Raw genomic sequence first — 14314 nt, 5'->3', positions numbered from 1 at the left:
AGTGATCCATGACCTATCTCGAATTCGAAAAGCCGCTGGCAGAGATCGAAGGCAAAGCCGAAGAGCTGCGCGCGCTGGCCCGGCAAAACGAAGAGATGGATGTCGACAAGGAAGCGTCAGCCCTCGACAAGAAGGCCGAGGCGATGCTGCGCGACCTCTACAAAGACCTGTCGCCCTGGCGCAAATGTCAGGTCGCGCGCCATCCCGACCGTCCGCATTGCAAGGACTATATCGACCAGCTCTTCACCGAGTACACGCCGCTCGCAGGCGATCGCAACTTCGCCGACGATCACGCGGTGATGGGCGGCCTCGCCCGGCTCGGCGACAAGCCGGTGATGGTGATCGGCCACGAGAAGGGCAACGACACCGCAAGCCGCATCGAGCGCAACTTCGGCATGGCCCGCCCCGAGGGCTACCGCAAGGCGATCCGCCTGATGGACATGGCCGCCCGCTTCGGCCTGCCGGTCGTCGCCCTGATCGACACCCCCGGCGCCTATCCCGGCAAGGGCGCGGAAGAGCGCGGCCAGTCCGAGGCCATTGCCCGCTCGACCGAGAAATGCCTGCAGATCGGCGTGCCGCTGATCTCGGTCATCATCGGCGAAGGCGGCTCCGGCGGCGCCGTGGCCTTCGCCACCGGCGACCGCGTCGCGATGCTGGAACATTCCGTCTATTCGGTGATCTCGCCCGAAGGCTGCGCCTCGATCCTGTGGAAGGATTCCGAGAAGATGCGCGAAGCCGCCGAGGCGCTGCGCCTGACCGCGCAGGATCTCAAGAAGCTCGGCGTGATCGACCGCATCATCTCCGAACCGATGGGCGGCGCACAGCGCGACGCCACGGCGACCATCGCCTCGGTCGGCTCGGAAATCTCGCTGATGCTGGCAGAGCTGGAGGGCAAGAAGCCCGCCGATCTGATCAAGGCACGCCGCAAGAAGTTTCTCGACATGGGCACGAAGGGGCTTTCGGCCTAAACTCGAAGCCCCCGCGCATCGTGAACCGGCCTCACGCCGGTTCCGCCTGCCTGCGCATCAACCCCGCCCCAAGTGCAAGCGCGATGATGACCGCGCCGTAGATCTCGGTCGTCAGCCGCAGCCCCAGTTCCGGCACCGCCAGCCCTGCCAGCACCGCGGGCACCCCGAAGGCCGAGTAAGCCAGCGTGAACAGTGCCGCGAACAGCCCGCCACGCTCATCCGGTGCGGCCAGCGGTGCGAGCGAACGCAACACCCCCGCGAAACAGGTACCAAAGCCGATCCCCGCGATAAAAACGCTCGCGAGATAGAGCGCGAAACTCCCCGTCGTGAGCGCCGCCAGCGACAGCACCGTGCCCAGCACCAGCCCGTCCGTCCCCAGAAGCGCAATCCGGCGCGGCGCCAGATTGCGCGTCGCATAGCACGAGGCCGCTCCGGTCCCCGATAGCAGCGCCACGATCGCGCCCTGCGCCAGCGCGGTGTGAACCTCGAACACCTGCGCCACTATTGGCGCCCCCAGCGACAGGAATAGCGAGCCGGTTCCCCACCCCGCCAGCACCGCGGGCGCACCGCGCCGGAAGGCCGCACGAATATGGGGCGGCACCGAGACCTGCGGGCGCAGCGAGGCCAGCGTCCCGCCATGGCGCAGCGCGGTTTCCGGCGGCAGCCAGACCAGCAGGGCCAGCAGGCCATAGATCAGCGCGAGCCCGAGGAAGGTCACCAGACGCGGCGCAGGCGCATAGGCCAACAACGCGCCCCCCGCGAGCGCCCCGACCGCAAGCCCCGCCAAGGGCGCGACCGCGTTCCAGACTGCCGCGAGACCGGGCCGCGCAGACGGCTCATGATCGGTCGAACTCGCACTCAGCGTCGAAATCAGCAAGCCGCTCGCCAGCCCCTGCAGCACCCGCGCCAGCAGCAGCGCCATCGCCGTATCCGCCCAGAGGAACTCGAGCATTCCAAGCGCCAACAGCACGAAGCCCACCGACAGGACGGGCCGCCGTCCGAGATGATCGGAGAGCCGCCCGAAGACCAGCAAGGTTATCAGAAGCGCCCCGGCATAGATCGCGAAGATCCCCGTCATCATCGCCGAGGAAAAGCCGATCCGCGCCTGCAGGACCGGGTAGAAAGGCGACGGCGCACTGGCCCCGGCCAGCATCAGCACGAGCCCCATGATCGCAAGTACGAAGCCTGCGCGGCTCCGCGTCGGCAGACTTGGAGAGGCGCCGTTCGGGCCGGGATCTGTCTCGTCGGTCATCGCTGTCTCCTGATGCGATTGGTTCGAAAATTGTCGAACCTCCACATACTCGACAGGACGCATGGTTCAAGTATTATCGAACCATGAGCACGCCCCCCGAACTCCCTCATCCCCCCGCTGACTCGCTGTCACTGTCGCAAGTGCTCTTCGCGCTCAGCGACCCGGCGCGGCGCGAAATCGCCCGCAACCTGCGCGAGGGACCGCTCGAAGCGGCGGCCTGCAGCGCCGTGACGGCGGATGTCCCGAAGTCGACGAAATCCCATATTCTCAAGGTTTTGCGAGAATCCGGCGTAATCCGGAACGAGCCAAACCCGAACGGTCGTGGCCGCCTGCTCACCTTGCGCCGGGACGACATTGAGGCGCGCTTCCCCGGCCTGATCGACCCAATCCTCGACGCCGATCTGCGAGAGAGCTGATCACGCCAACGTGTTCCCGCGCCCGCATCCATCAGCGCAGCCGCACCCCTTCGCCTTGGCAAAAATATCCCCGCCGGAGGATCCCTCCGCCGCCACCCGCTCAGGGCTTCGGCAGCTCGAACCCGGCCTCCAGCATCAGCGCATCCGAGCGCGGCTCGACCACCGCCTCGACCGCCGCCAGCGTCTGCGGCGCAGAGCCCGCCGCCTCGATCGCCGGCAGGAACTCGGTCACCGCCACGCCCGACCGGATCGGCCAGCCGCGCTTGCTCCAGAACAGGCCCGCATTGGTCGCGGCGGGCACCACCGGCAGCTTCGTGGCCTCCGCCACCACGCCCACGCCCTGCTTGTAACGGCGCCTCTCGCCCGGCGGCACGCGCGTGCCCTCGGGATAGATGATCAGCTGCCCCAACCCATGCGTCGCGCGCGCCTCTTCGACCGCGCCCAGCATCACCTTCATCGCCTCCGACCCCTTGGAGCGGTCGATCGGAATGCAGCCCGCCTTATGCGCAAACCACCCCATCACCGGCACGTTCAGCAGCGCCTTCTTCATCACGAAAGCCCGGCGCGGCAGGTGATTGGCGAGGATCAGAATGTCGAAAAAGCTCTGATGCTTGGCCGCGACGATGCAGTCGCCCTCGGGCGGCGTGCCGCGCAGCTCATAGCGCAGCCCCAGATAGACCCGCGCCATATCCAGCAGATGCTGCGTCCAGATTCCGGCGGTGCGATGCACACCGGCCCGCCCCTTGGGCAGCACCTGAAACACAAGCCCCCACGCCCCGATCAGCACCGTCGCGAGCGCGATGTGAACGTAGTAAATCCCGGTCATCACATGGGTCAGCGGCGTGACCTTTCCGGGGCGGCGCGAAGGGTCGGACATCAGCGAAGTCTCCTGAGCATACGCAGCGCGGCGAAACGCGTGGCGGCAAAGGCCACGATCGCGGCGATCGGCGGAATGATCAATGGCCAGAGCCATGCGGCACCGGAAAAGCCCAAGCCGGTGAGGAAGCCGCCCGCCGCCTCGGTCGAGGGCAGCAGCGCCACCGCCAGCATCCCCAGCACCGTGCCCGCCACCGCACCGATCAGCCCGCGCGTGGTGAAGCGACGCACGAAGGCCCGCGCGATGAAGGCGTCTTTCGCGCCCACCAGCCGCAGCGTCGCGATCACCTGACCGTTCGCGGCCAACGCAGCCTGCGCGGCCAGCGTGATCATCCCCGCCATCGCGCCGAAGATCAGCAGCAGCGACAACAGGCCCAGCGTGCGAATCCGCTCCGCCGCCGCAACCAGCGGACGCCGCCAGCGGGTATGGTCGTCGAAGATCGCGCCGGGCGCTTCGGCCTGCAGCCGCAGCCGCAGCCCTTCGGCATCGACGCCCGCGCCGGTCTCGGTCACCGCGATCAGCTTCGGCAGCGGCAGCGCATCCACCGGCAGATCGGGACCGAACCACGGCTTCAGCAGCCCCTTCATCTCGTCATCGCCCATCACCCGCGACGAGGCGACCCCCGGCGTCGTCTTCAGCACTTCCTGCACGGCGGCGACCTGCGCATCCATCTGCTCGGGCGGGGCGGAGATGCGGATCGTGGCCGAGCGCGCGAGGCTGTCCGCCCAGCGATCGGCAAGCCGCCCGGTCGCCAGCGACAGCGCCAGCGCAAAGACCGCAAGGAAGGCCATTGCGGCGGCGGTGAACAGCGTCAGCCGCGCGGTGAACCCGGTCGGCGGTACGACCCGATCCGGCCCGGTCGTCTCGGAGGCGAATGTCAGCAAGGTCAGCTTCACAGATCGGCCCCCGCCGTATGCAGATGGCGCTTCGCGATGCGCAGAACCCGCGCCGAGACCTGCGGTTTCGCCTGCCGGATCAGGTTCAGATCATGGGTCGCGATCACCACCGTCTTGCCCATCTTGTTCAGCTCGACCAGCAGCGACAGAAGCCGCAGCGACATCTCCCAATCGAGGTTGCCGGTCGGCTCGTCGGCGAGGATCACATCGGGCGACATGATGACCGCGCGGGCCAGAGCGACGCGTTGCCGCTCCCCGCCCGATAGTTGCGGCGGCAGCGCATTCGCCTGCCGTTTCAGCCCGACCCAGGCCAGCAATTCGCGCAGCTGGGTCATGTCGGGCGTGCGGCGATTGACCGTCATCGGCAGCGCCACGTTCTCCTCCACCGAGAGGTGATCGAGGAATTGGCAGTCCTGATGCACGACGCCGATACGCTGGCGCAACCCGGCGATTTCGTCCCGGTCCATCCCGCGCACATCCTTGCCGAACAAGGACAAATGCCCTGCCGTCGGCAGCAATTCCGCGTAGCATAATTTGAGAAAAGTGGTCTTCCCGGCCCCCGACGGTCCGGTCAGAAAATGGAATGACCCAGGGGCAAGCGTCAGGGACATATCGCTAAGGAGCTCCGCCCCGCTATAGCTCATCGCCACATTTTGCAGCTCGATCACTGCCAGCCCCTTTATTTGGTGCGCGTTTCGCGAATTAAGTGGCCCAAATCATTTGGACATTCCGCCCGCGCTTGCTACAACATAAGAAAGTGGTTGGCCAGAACGGCAAAACGCCAACACGGGCAGGGATGGGACAATATGCGGTTGGTTTGCCCCAATTGCGGTGCGCAATACGAAGTGGATGACGCTGTCATCCCAGATGGCGGACGGGATGTGCAATGCTCCAATTGCGGGCACGGCTGGTTCCAGCCGAGCAAGGATATGCTCTCTGCCGAGCCCGACACCACCACCGCTGCGCCCCCGCCCGAAGGTTGGGATCTCGACGCCGAGACTGAGGCAGAGGCTGCATCCGAGGAAGCTGAGGCTGAGGTGATGGCGGAGACGCCCGCCGAATCTGAGCCCGTTTCCGAATCCGAGCAATCCTCCGAGCCCGAACTAGTTTCCGAGCCCGAGCCGCTTCCCGAACCCGAACAACAACCCGAGCCCGAGGCGGCAACGCCCCTGCCCGAGCCTGAGTCAGTCGTGACGACGCAAAGCACGGACGATACGGATGCCGCCATTGCGGCGATGGTCTCGACGCCGGAGCCGGAGGATCAAGACGACGACGAGGAAGAGCCGGGCCTCGGCCCTGCCCCGCGCGTCGGTGCGACCCCGCGCAAACCGCTCGATGACGGGCTGCTGTCGATCCTGCGCGAAGAAGCCGAGCGCGAAGCCGCGCAGCGCCGCGCCGAAGGCTCGAGCGAGCTTGAGACGCAAGACGAATTGAACCTCGAAGAGCGCGAGACCAGCGACGATGCGGAACGCGCCGCCGAGGCCGCCGCAGCCGATCTGGCACGCCGTCGTCACCGCGGGCAGGATTTCTCCGATCTCAACGAGCCCGAGGCTGAACGCGAAGAGGATCGCGTGGCCGACCTGCTCGGCGAGGATGACGAAGACTTGCGCGCGATCCGCGGACGCGAACGGCTGCCCGACATCGACGAAATCAATTCGACCCTCACCGCGACCTCGGATCGCGAGGGCGACAGCGTGGCCGAATTCTCGCCGGAAATGGCGCGCCGCCGCCGCTCTGGCTTCAGCCGCGGCTTCATCTTCGTCATGGCAGTCACCGCGATCCTGGCGCTGCTCTATGCCTTCGCGCCGGACATTGCCGCGAAGGTCCCGGCGCTCAAATCGCCGCTGACGCGATATGTCGTGGCGGTGGACGAGGGCCGCATCTGGCTCGACGACCAGTTGCAGATCCTGACGCATCGCCTCTCGCCCGAGGCGACCTCGGACGGCTTCACCGAATAAGTTTTCCTAATAATCTGCCGCCGCGCATAAGTTGAACTTATGGGCGCGCGGCGTCAGCCCGCGTTCGAGAACTGGTCGAGCAGCCGCTTGAGGTAGTCCAGCTCTTCCTCGGGGCGCAAACGATCGGCCGAGCGGCGGCGGATTTCATCGAGCAGATCCTGCGCCCGGCGATAGACATCCTCGCCATTGAGCATCTGACGATCCGTGCCAAGCTGGTTGCCCTCGCCCTGCGCCCGACCCAGCGGATCGCGCGGCATCTCGCGCCCACCCTGCTGTCCGGGTTGGCCCGCCTGCTGATTTCCCTGCTGGCCGGGCGGCTGACCGTCGCGGCGCGCCTGTTCGTTGCGCATCGCCTCGCCAAGCGCGCGCATTCCTTCGCGCAGCGCCTCGATCGCGTCGGCCTGACGGTCGATCGCCGCCGAATTGTCTCCCTCGCGCAGCGCCTCCTCGGCCTGATCCATCGCGCGCCCGGCATCGTCGAAACGCTTCTCGGCCTGCTGGCCCGCCTCGTTGCCGAAGCCCGGCAGCAGCCCGCGCTGGCGGTCGAGTTCGCGGCGCAATGCGCGCTGGCGATCCGCGAGGCTCTGACCATCGACACCGCCCTGCCCGCCGTTCATGCCGGGCTGATCGCCCTGCCCCTGACCGTCGCGCTGCGCTTGCCCGCCCTGGCCTTGGCCCTGACTGGGCTGGTCGCCGGGCTGCTGGCCCTGACCTTGTTGGCCTTGCTCGCCCTGCTGGCCTTGTTGACCCTGCTGACCCTGCTGCTGGCCCTGTTGCCCTTGCTGACCTTGCTGGCCCTGCTGACCGTTCTCGGCCTGCTGCTGGCGCTCCTCCGGGGTCATGAACTGGTCCTGCAGGTCGCGGAACGCATCGTCCGACAGCTCCTGCTGCTTGCGCAGCGTATCCTGCATGTCGCGCATCGCCTGACCGCCGGGCATGTCGCCCTGACCGTTCTGACCCTGCTGGACCTTGAGGTTCTCCATCATCCGCGCGAGCTGGTCGAGCAGCTCCTGCGCCTCGGCCATCCGGCCCTCCTCCATCAGCTTCTGGATCTGGTCCATCATCTGCTGGATCTGGTCGCCGGTGATCTGTTGACCCTGCTGCGGCTGCTGACCGAATTGCGGGCCCTGTTCCTGCTGCCGCGAGCGCTCGGCAAGCATGCGGATGTAATTGTCGGTCGCCTCTTTCAGCTCCTGCATAAGCTTGGCGATCTCATCCTTGGACGCCCCGTTGCGGATCGCCTCGGAGAGCTTTTCCTGCGCCTTCTGCATCGCGGCCAAAGCATCGGCGAGCCCGCCATCCTCGACCAGCTCCGCCATCTTCCACAGCGCCTCGGCGATCTCGTCGCGGGCCTCAGGCGACAGGTCGGGATCGTCGAGTCGCCCGACCACGAGGCGGATCATCAGATACACCTCCTCGCGCTTGATGAAGCCCTCGTGCCGGTTCGAGATCGCGCGCAGCAGCTGATCGGCATAGCCGCGGTTGTCGCGCGACCACAGCAGATCGCGGCGCACTTCGATCAAGGCGGAGGCGAGCGGATCGAAGAAACGCTTGCCGGGCAGGATGATCTCCTGCGTGCCGGAAGTGCCGGTCTGGCCGCGCCCGTCCTCGACATCGAGCGTCAGTTTCACCGGCAGGTTCGCCCAAGGATGCTTCGCGGCATCCTCGACGAGGCTCTCGGTAAAATCGGCGCGCGAGCCGGAAATCGGCAGCGGCAGATCATAGATCAGATCGTCGCGCGGCTCGGGCGGAATCTGCAGACCGTAGCGGCGATCGACCTTCGCCAGATCGAGCGAAATCACCGCGTGGCCCTTGGTCACCGCGTAATCGTCCTGCGCGGTGAAGGGCAAACTCAGCTTACCATCGGCGCGGCGATCCGGCGTTCCGGCCAGCGCGACAGAGGGCGCCTCGTCGGGGCGCACCACCACGTTGAAGCGGCGCGCGGCGGGGCCCTTGAACTCCAGAAGCCCGTCGCGGACGGCTTCGAATTCGTGGGTCTCGATGCCGCTCGCGGTCTGCGCCGCACCCTGTTCGGACAGCGCGGCAGGGTTCGAGACGCTCTCGGAGAAGCCAATCGCGCCGGACGCGCCATACAGCCGGATCGAGAAGCGGGTGCCTTCAGGCACGATCAACTCGTCGCCCTCGACCTTGTTCAGATAGAGCCCCGGCTTGCCGGTATAGCGCGGCGGCGCGGCCCAGCCTTCCCAGCTCGGGCCCATCGCCGCCTCGGCAGAGCCCGCAGGCGTCGGCAGCCCCTCGGTCGGGTGCAAAAGCCGCTGCGGCACGCCGAAGATCACCGCGACGACCAAGGCCGTCAGCGCGGTCAGACGTAGCGCGTAAGGATCGCGGCGGGCAAGATCGGGTTTGGGGCGCGGCGCACGGGCGGCCTGCGCAGCCTTGGCCATGCGCCGCAGATGCGCCATCCAGAGCGCGCGGGCGGCGGGATCGTCCTGCCCCAGCGCCATCTCGTCGGTCAGCGCGGACAGCGGGCGGCCCGGCAGCGTCGCATCGAGCCGCGCAATCGCATCCACTCGGCGCGGCCAGCGCATCCGCCACGCGCCCCATGCCAGCGCGGCGAGCGAGGCGATCAGCGCGACCAGCCAGAACCAGCGCCCGCCCGGCCCCAGATAAGCGGGCAGCGCGAAGGCGATGGCGGTCGCGATCAGCGCGAGAACGGAGAGAAGAGGCCAGAAGGCGCGCAGCCCCCGCTCGACGATCATGCCGGCATGGGTGAGCGCAATAGGCCGGGAGAGCGGGGCCAGAGCGGCCTGCCCGTCCTCCTTCGTCGCCGCGTCGCGCGAAGCTTTGCTGAACCAGTTCCTGACCGGCATACTCTCCCTATCCGTCGGCCCCGATTCCCTTCCTACGGATCAGAGCCACTCCGGGATCGTATCGCGGGAGAGCATTTCCTCAAAGCTCGGTCTTGCCCGAATGAGAGCGAATTCGCCGCCGCGCACCAGAACCTCGGGGATCAGCGGGCGCGAATTGTATTCCGAGGACATGACCGCGCCGTAAGCCCCCGCCGAACGGAAGGCAACCAGATCGCCCGGGCCGAGCGGCGTCAGATTGCGCGCCTTTGCGAAAGTGTCGCCGGTCTCGCATACCGGGCCGACGATATCGAAAGGCGCGGATTCGGTGCCCGGATCGGCTTCGATCACCGGGACGATGTCGTGATAGGCACCGTACATCGAGGGCCGCACGAGGTCGTTCATCGCCGCGTCGAGGATGAGGAAATCGCGCCCCTCGCCCTCTTTCAGCCAGATCACCGAGGTGACCAGCAGCCCGGCATTTCCCGAAATCAGGCGACCCGGTTCGATCTCGATCTCGCAGCGCAGATCGCCGACGGTGCGCTGGATCACTTGCCCGTATTCGATGGGCAGCGGCGGCGCGGAATTCGACCGCTCATAGGGAATGCCCAGACCGCCGCCAAGGTCGAGACGGCGGATATCGTGGCCATCTGCGCGCAGCGCCTCGGTAAGTTCGCGAACCTTGAGGAAGGCCGCCTCGAACGGCTCCAGATCGGTCAGCTGCGAGCCGATATGCACGTCGATGCCCACGACATCGATGCCGGGCAGCTGGGCGGCCTCGGCATAGACCGCGCGGGACTTGGCGATCGGGATGCCGAACTTGTTCTCGGATTTCCCGGTCGCGATTTTCTCATGGGTCTTCGCATCCACATCCGGGTTCACCCGCAGCGCAATCGGTGCGGTGACGCCCATCGACGCGGCAATCTCGGAAATCGCGAGCAGTTCCGGCTCGGACTCGACATTGAACTGGCGAATGCCGTTCTCGAGGACGTAAGCGATCTCCTCGCGGGTCTTGCCGACGCCCGAGAACACCACGCGATCCCCCGGCACGCCCGCCGCCCGCGCCCGGCGATATTCGCCGCCCGAGACTACGTCCATGCCAGCCCCCAGATCGCCCAGAACCTTCAGCACCGCGAGGTTCGAGTTCGACTTGATCGCGAAGCAGATCAGGTGATCCGTCCAGCCGAGCGCCTCTTCGAACAGCTTGAAATGGCGCTCCAGCGTGGCGGTCGAATAGACGTAGAAAGGCGTGCCAACAGCGGCCGCGATCTCGGGGATCGGCACATCCTCTGCATGAAGGACGCCGTCGCGATAGAGGAAATGATCCATGAGAGGTCTCGATTACTGGGACTGGTTACCATCCGCCTCAGACGGCGGGACGGGCGGGCCGTCGACACCGCAGGCGGCGAGCGAGAGAAGAAGCGTCAGGGCGAGGGTCAGGGTCTTGGTCATGGGGTCACCGAAAGGGTCATGATGCCAACGCGCGCCGTCGCGGCGGGATAAACTTTGATGCCGTCACGGTTGATGCCGACATGTGTGTGCAGCTCCGGATCGGCGGCACAGGCGCCAAGCAGACCGATCAGCACGAACGGAGCCGCGAATTTCATCCAAGCTGTTCCTTCCAGCGAGCGATCTGCGCGCGCACCTGATCGGGCGCGGTTCCGCCATAAGATTGGCGCGAGGCGACCGAGTTGTGAACCCCGAGCACGTCGAAGACGCTCTCCGTGATCGCCGGATTGATCGACTGCATCTGTTCGAGGCTCAGATCGGGCAGATCGCAGCCCTTCTCCTCGGCCATCGCAACCAGCGATCCGGTAACGTGGTGCGCGTCACGGAAGGGCAGCCCCGCCTCGCGCACCAGCCAGTCGGCCAGATCGGTCGCGGTGGAGAACCCGCCCGAGGCCGCGGCCTCCAGCTTGTCCGCGTTCACCGTCATGTCGCCGATCATCCCCGCCATCGCGGCGAGCGCGAGCATCAGGTTGTCGGCGGCGTCGAAGACCTGCTCCTTGTCTTCCTGCATGTCCTTGGAATAGGCGAGCGGCAGCCCCTTCATCACCGTGAACAGCGCGACCGAGGCCCCGAGGATGCGCCCGATCTTGGCGCGGATCAGCTCGGCCGCGTCCGGGTTGCGCTTCTGCGGCATGATCGAAGAGCCCGTCGACCACTTGTCCGACATCGCGACGAAGCGGAACTGCGCCGAGGACCAGATCACCAGCTCTTCGGCGAGGCGCGACATATGGACCGCGCAGATCGACGAGGCCGACAGGAATTCCAGCGCGAAATCGCGATCCGACACCGCGTCGAGCGAGTTCGCCATCGGTCGGTCGAAGCCCAGCGCCTCGGCCGTCGCATGGCGGTCGATCGGGAAGCCGGTGCCCGCAAGCGCCGCAGCCCCCAGCGGGCATTCGTTCATCCGTTTGCGCGCGTCCTCAAAGCGGGATTTGTCGCGCGCGAACATCTCGACATAGGCCATCATGTGATGACCGAAGGTCACCGGCTGCGCGGTCTGCAGATGGGTGAAGCCGGGCATCACCCAATCGGCGCCGTCCTCGGCCCGGGTCAGCGCGGCGCGGATCAGCGTGTCGAGCCCGGTGATCGCGGCGTCGCATTGCTCGCGGACCCAGAGACGGAAATCGGTTGCGACCTGGTCGTTGCGCGACCGTGCCGTGTGCAGCCGCCCCGCCGGTTCGCCGATCACCTCTTTCAGCCGCGCCTCGACATTCATGTGGATGTCCTCGAGCGCGGTCGAGAAGGGAAAACCGCCCGCTTCGATTTCTGACAAAACCGTGAGCAAACCTTCTCCGATCGCCTCGGCGTCCTTATCACTAATGATGCCTTGCGCGGCGAGCATCGCGGCGTGAGCCCGGCTGCCGCGGATATCCTGCGCGTAGAGCCGCTGGTCATACCCGATCGAGGCGTTGATCGCCTCCATTATCGCGTCAGGCCCCGCGGCGAAACGCCCGCCCCACATCGCGTTGGAGGACTTGTTCTCGTCGGTCTGATCGGTCATGGTCTGAGGCCCTTGCTAGGAGGCTATATGTTACGGTTTCTCGTCCTTTATACGGCGCTGGCGCTGGGTGCAAATGTTGCGCAGGCCGCGGATCTAGATGCGGTGAAATCGGGGCAGATGGAATCCCTCGTCACCTATGATGAACCGCTGCCGCTGCCGCCCTTCACGGTGACCGATGAAAGCGGCGACGAGCATTCGATGAAAGATTTCGAAGGCAAGGTGGTCCTGATCAATTTCTGGGCAACGTGGTGCCCGCCCTGCCGCGAGGAAATGCCCTCGCTGAATGCGCTGCAAAAAGCCTACGGCGAGAATGGGTTTCAGGTGATGACGATTGCCACGGGCGGCTCGAACTCGCCCGAGAAAGTCGCCGCTTTCTTCGACAAGGAAGGCATCGACGCCCTGCCCCGCTTCCACGACGATGCCAATTTCGCCGCCCGCGCGATGGGCGTTCTTGGGCTTCCGGTCTCGGTGCTGGTCGACAAGAAGGGCCATGAGGTCGGCCGGATGATCGGCGGCGCGGAGTGGGATTCGCCCGAGGCGAAGAAGGTCATCGAGGCGCTGATCGACGAGAAGTAAGGCAGGGTGGTGTGGCGGCGCGAAACTTTCTGCCGGGCCGTTTTTCTGTTGCCGCCCGATCTTCGATCGCATCCCGCGCAACCCGGTCCGCCTGTCGAAACATTCTGCAGAGCCCGGCGTCTGGGCTGCATCTGAACTGCCAGCCACGCCTCCGCCCCCGCATGCCATGTTCTTCGCAGTTCTACGCAGAATGTTTCCCTTGGCGCTTGGGCCTGCCGAGACTCATGCCGCGCTTCTCCCCGCGCGCAGATAGCGCCCTAGCCAATGTTCAATCTCTTCCGACAGGGCTAGGATGGCCTCCAGCCGCCCTTTGATATCGTCATGGAAACTGTCGAGCTGGTCGATCGTAGCCGCGAGCCCGCCATTCGCATCCCGCATGCGCCCGCACTCGACGCGCCCAAGGACGCGGATCGTGTCGAGCCCGAGCAACTGGCGACGAATGTCTCGGCTTTGGTTCATCATATCGTCGGCGAGTTCGGCCGCTTGACGCATCGCGGCATTCGCATCGGCGGTGCCTTTGGTGACGAGCGACTGCAGCAATGCGCGTTCTTCCTCTCGGGGCTGATCATTCTGCGCCTCTTCGCCCATAAAATTGGTGCTCATTTCGTTGAGGACGCGCGCGCAGCCCAGTTGGAACACGGCGCGCGCGACCTGAAAGGCCATCTGACCGCAGAGATTGCCGCGACCGGCAACGAATTTGCGCAGCCGCTCCGAGATGACGGCAGACGAAGCTTTGTAATTCTCCGAGATCGCGGACACCGGCCCCCCGGACGGCTCTAGCCGCGAGGCGACGATCCGCATGTTGTTAGGCACGGATTGCAACGCTTCGAAACTGCGTAGAAGTCCGAATTGCTCCTTCGTGAGCCGTCCCATCGCGGTGTTCAATTCGGCCAGCATGCGCGTATTCTCATCGGCATTTCGATTGAAGCGGCGATCCCGTTCGGTAAGCTCGAGCGCCAGCGCATAGGCCATGAAGGCGGTGTAGCTCGAATAGCCGCCACGTTCCGCGAAATCACGCAACAGCGTCGCGCTCTCCTCCGGGTCGAGCGACTCCGCCCGCTCGCGCGCAGAGAGATCACGGTAGAGTTGGTGGATTTCATCGGACAGCTCGCTCGTCGGTTTCAGCCGGACCGAGAGGTAGCCCCCTTCGATCGGCATGACGACCGCGAAGACCCAATACCACCCGCCGCCTTTCGCCTTGTTCTTCACATAGGCGCCCATGGGATAGCCTTTTTTCAGCGCATCCCAGAGCACCCTGAACACCGCTCGCGGCGTATCGGGGTGGCGAACGATCTTATGCGGCGCTCCGATCATCTCGGACCACTCGAACCCCGCGGTGCGCCGAAAAATCTCGTTGCCCGATTGGATCACCCCACGCGTATCGGTGCGCGAGTAGAACAATTCTTCCAGCGCGAAAGGCACCTCGTTGGTGCCGCGCAGTGCCGGCTGCCCCATTTTCGTCATCGCCCATTCTGTTCCATCAAGCTCCACCCTAGGCACCTGCCGGTTACCATCGACTTAACGCCGGATGCGAATTTTCCGTTAACCACGAGT

The 14314-nt window shown here is 65.8% G+C and carries 13 protein-coding genes; 4 read left to right on the top strand and 9 right to left on the bottom strand.

Annotated elements, in window-relative coordinates:
- Positions 1-8: 8 nt before the first annotated feature.
- Positions 9-968 (top strand): acetyl-CoA carboxylase carboxyltransferase subunit alpha, encoded by a 960-nt coding sequence (locus F8R15_RS03420; RefSeq protein ID WP_078569841.1) that lies wholly within the window; start codon positions 9-11, stop codon positions 966-968.
- A 31-nt stretch (positions 969-999) separates the two neighbouring features.
- On the opposite strand, the gene F8R15_RS03415 is transcribed toward F8R15_RS03420, so the two are convergent.
- Positions 1000-2220, bottom strand: a complete 1221-nt coding sequence (locus F8R15_RS03415) for an MFS transporter (RefSeq protein WP_152843563.1) — start codon at positions 2218-2220, stop codon at positions 1000-1002.
- A 140-nt stretch (positions 2221-2360) separates the two neighbouring features.
- Here F8R15_RS03415 and F8R15_RS03410 point away from each other — a divergent pair, with 140 nt between their 5' ends.
- Positions 2361-2636 carry a transcriptional regulator gene (locus tag F8R15_RS03410; RefSeq protein WP_368730995.1) on the top strand — a complete coding sequence of 92 codons (276 nt, stop codon included), beginning with the start codon at positions 2361-2363 and terminating at the stop codon, positions 2634-2636.
- Positions 2637-2736: 100 nt separating this feature from the next.
- On the opposite strand, the gene F8R15_RS03405 is transcribed toward F8R15_RS03410, so the two are convergent.
- The 3 genes from F8R15_RS03405 to F8R15_RS03395 are packed head-to-tail and all read right to left on the bottom strand — an operon-like array spanning position 2737 to position 5077.
- The gene (locus F8R15_RS03405; RefSeq protein WP_078522538.1) at positions 2737-3513 is read right to left on the bottom strand and encodes a 1-acyl-sn-glycerol-3-phosphate acyltransferase; all 777 of its coding nucleotides are present in this window, start codon (positions 3511-3513) and stop codon (positions 2737-2739) included.
- Positions 3513-4409: an ABC transporter permease gene (locus F8R15_RS03400; RefSeq protein WP_078542196.1), complete on the bottom strand. Its 897-nt coding sequence runs from the start codon at positions 4407-4409 to the stop codon at positions 3513-3515. The genes F8R15_RS03405 and F8R15_RS03400 overlap by 1 nt, the downstream gene beginning before the upstream one ends.
- Positions 4406-5077 (bottom strand): cell division ATP-binding protein FtsE, encoded by a 672-nt coding sequence (locus F8R15_RS03395; protein ID WP_078569836.1) that lies wholly within the window; start codon positions 5075-5077, stop codon positions 4406-4408. Before F8R15_RS03395 ends, F8R15_RS03400 begins: the two co-directional genes overlap by 4 nt.
- A 138-nt stretch (positions 5078-5215) precedes the next feature.
- On the opposite strand from F8R15_RS03395, the gene F8R15_RS03390 reads away from it, so the two are divergent.
- Positions 5216-6367 carry a zinc-ribbon domain-containing protein gene (locus tag F8R15_RS03390; RefSeq protein WP_152843559.1) on the top strand — a complete coding sequence of 384 codons (1152 nt, stop codon included), beginning with the start codon at positions 5216-5218 and terminating at the stop codon, positions 6365-6367.
- 53 nt (positions 6368-6420) lie between these two features.
- Here F8R15_RS03390 and F8R15_RS03385 read toward each other — a convergent pair whose 3' ends face one another.
- The 4 genes from F8R15_RS03385 to argH all read right to left on the bottom strand — a co-directional run bounded on the left by F8R15_RS03385 (position 6421) and on the right by argH (position 12184).
- Positions 6421-9198 (bottom strand): DUF4175 domain-containing protein, encoded by a 2778-nt coding sequence (locus tag F8R15_RS03385; protein ID WP_253732374.1) that lies wholly within the window; start codon positions 9196-9198, stop codon positions 6421-6423.
- A 39-nt stretch (positions 9199-9237) separates the two neighbouring features.
- Entirely contained in the window at positions 9238-10503 is a 1266-nt protein-coding gene (lysA, locus tag F8R15_RS03380; protein WP_152843557.1) for a diaminopimelate decarboxylase, read from the bottom strand.
- 119 nt (positions 10504-10622) lie between these two features.
- Complete coding sequence (locus tag F8R15_RS21390) at positions 10623-10781, bottom strand: hypothetical protein (protein WP_158522131.1); 159 nt, start codon at positions 10779-10781, stop codon at positions 10623-10625.
- Positions 10778-12184 (bottom strand): argininosuccinate lyase, encoded by a 1407-nt coding sequence (gene argH / locus F8R15_RS03375; protein ID WP_152843554.1) that lies wholly within the window; start codon positions 12182-12184, stop codon positions 10778-10780. The genes F8R15_RS21390 and argH overlap by 4 nt, the downstream gene beginning before the upstream one ends.
- 27 nt (positions 12185-12211) lie before the next feature.
- Here argH and F8R15_RS03370 point away from each other — a divergent pair, with 27 nt between their 5' ends.
- The gene (locus tag F8R15_RS03370; RefSeq protein WP_152843552.1) at positions 12212-12760 is read left to right on the top strand and encodes a TlpA disulfide reductase family protein; all 549 of its coding nucleotides are present in this window, start codon (positions 12212-12214) and stop codon (positions 12758-12760) included.
- A gap of 222 nt (positions 12761-12982) precedes the next feature.
- On the opposite strand, the gene F8R15_RS03365 is transcribed toward F8R15_RS03370, so the two are convergent.
- Positions 12983-14215, bottom strand: a complete 1233-nt coding sequence (locus tag F8R15_RS03365) for a PAS domain-containing protein (protein ID WP_253732372.1) — start codon at positions 14213-14215, stop codon at positions 12983-12985.
- Positions 14216-14314 lie beyond the last annotated feature (99 nt).

The organism is Thioclava sp. JE_KL1 (assembly GCF_009296265.1).
GTDB lineage: Bacteria > Pseudomonadota > Alphaproteobacteria > Rhodobacterales > Rhodobacteraceae > Thioclava.
This window is presented reverse-complemented; position numbering and strand designations above follow the sequence as displayed.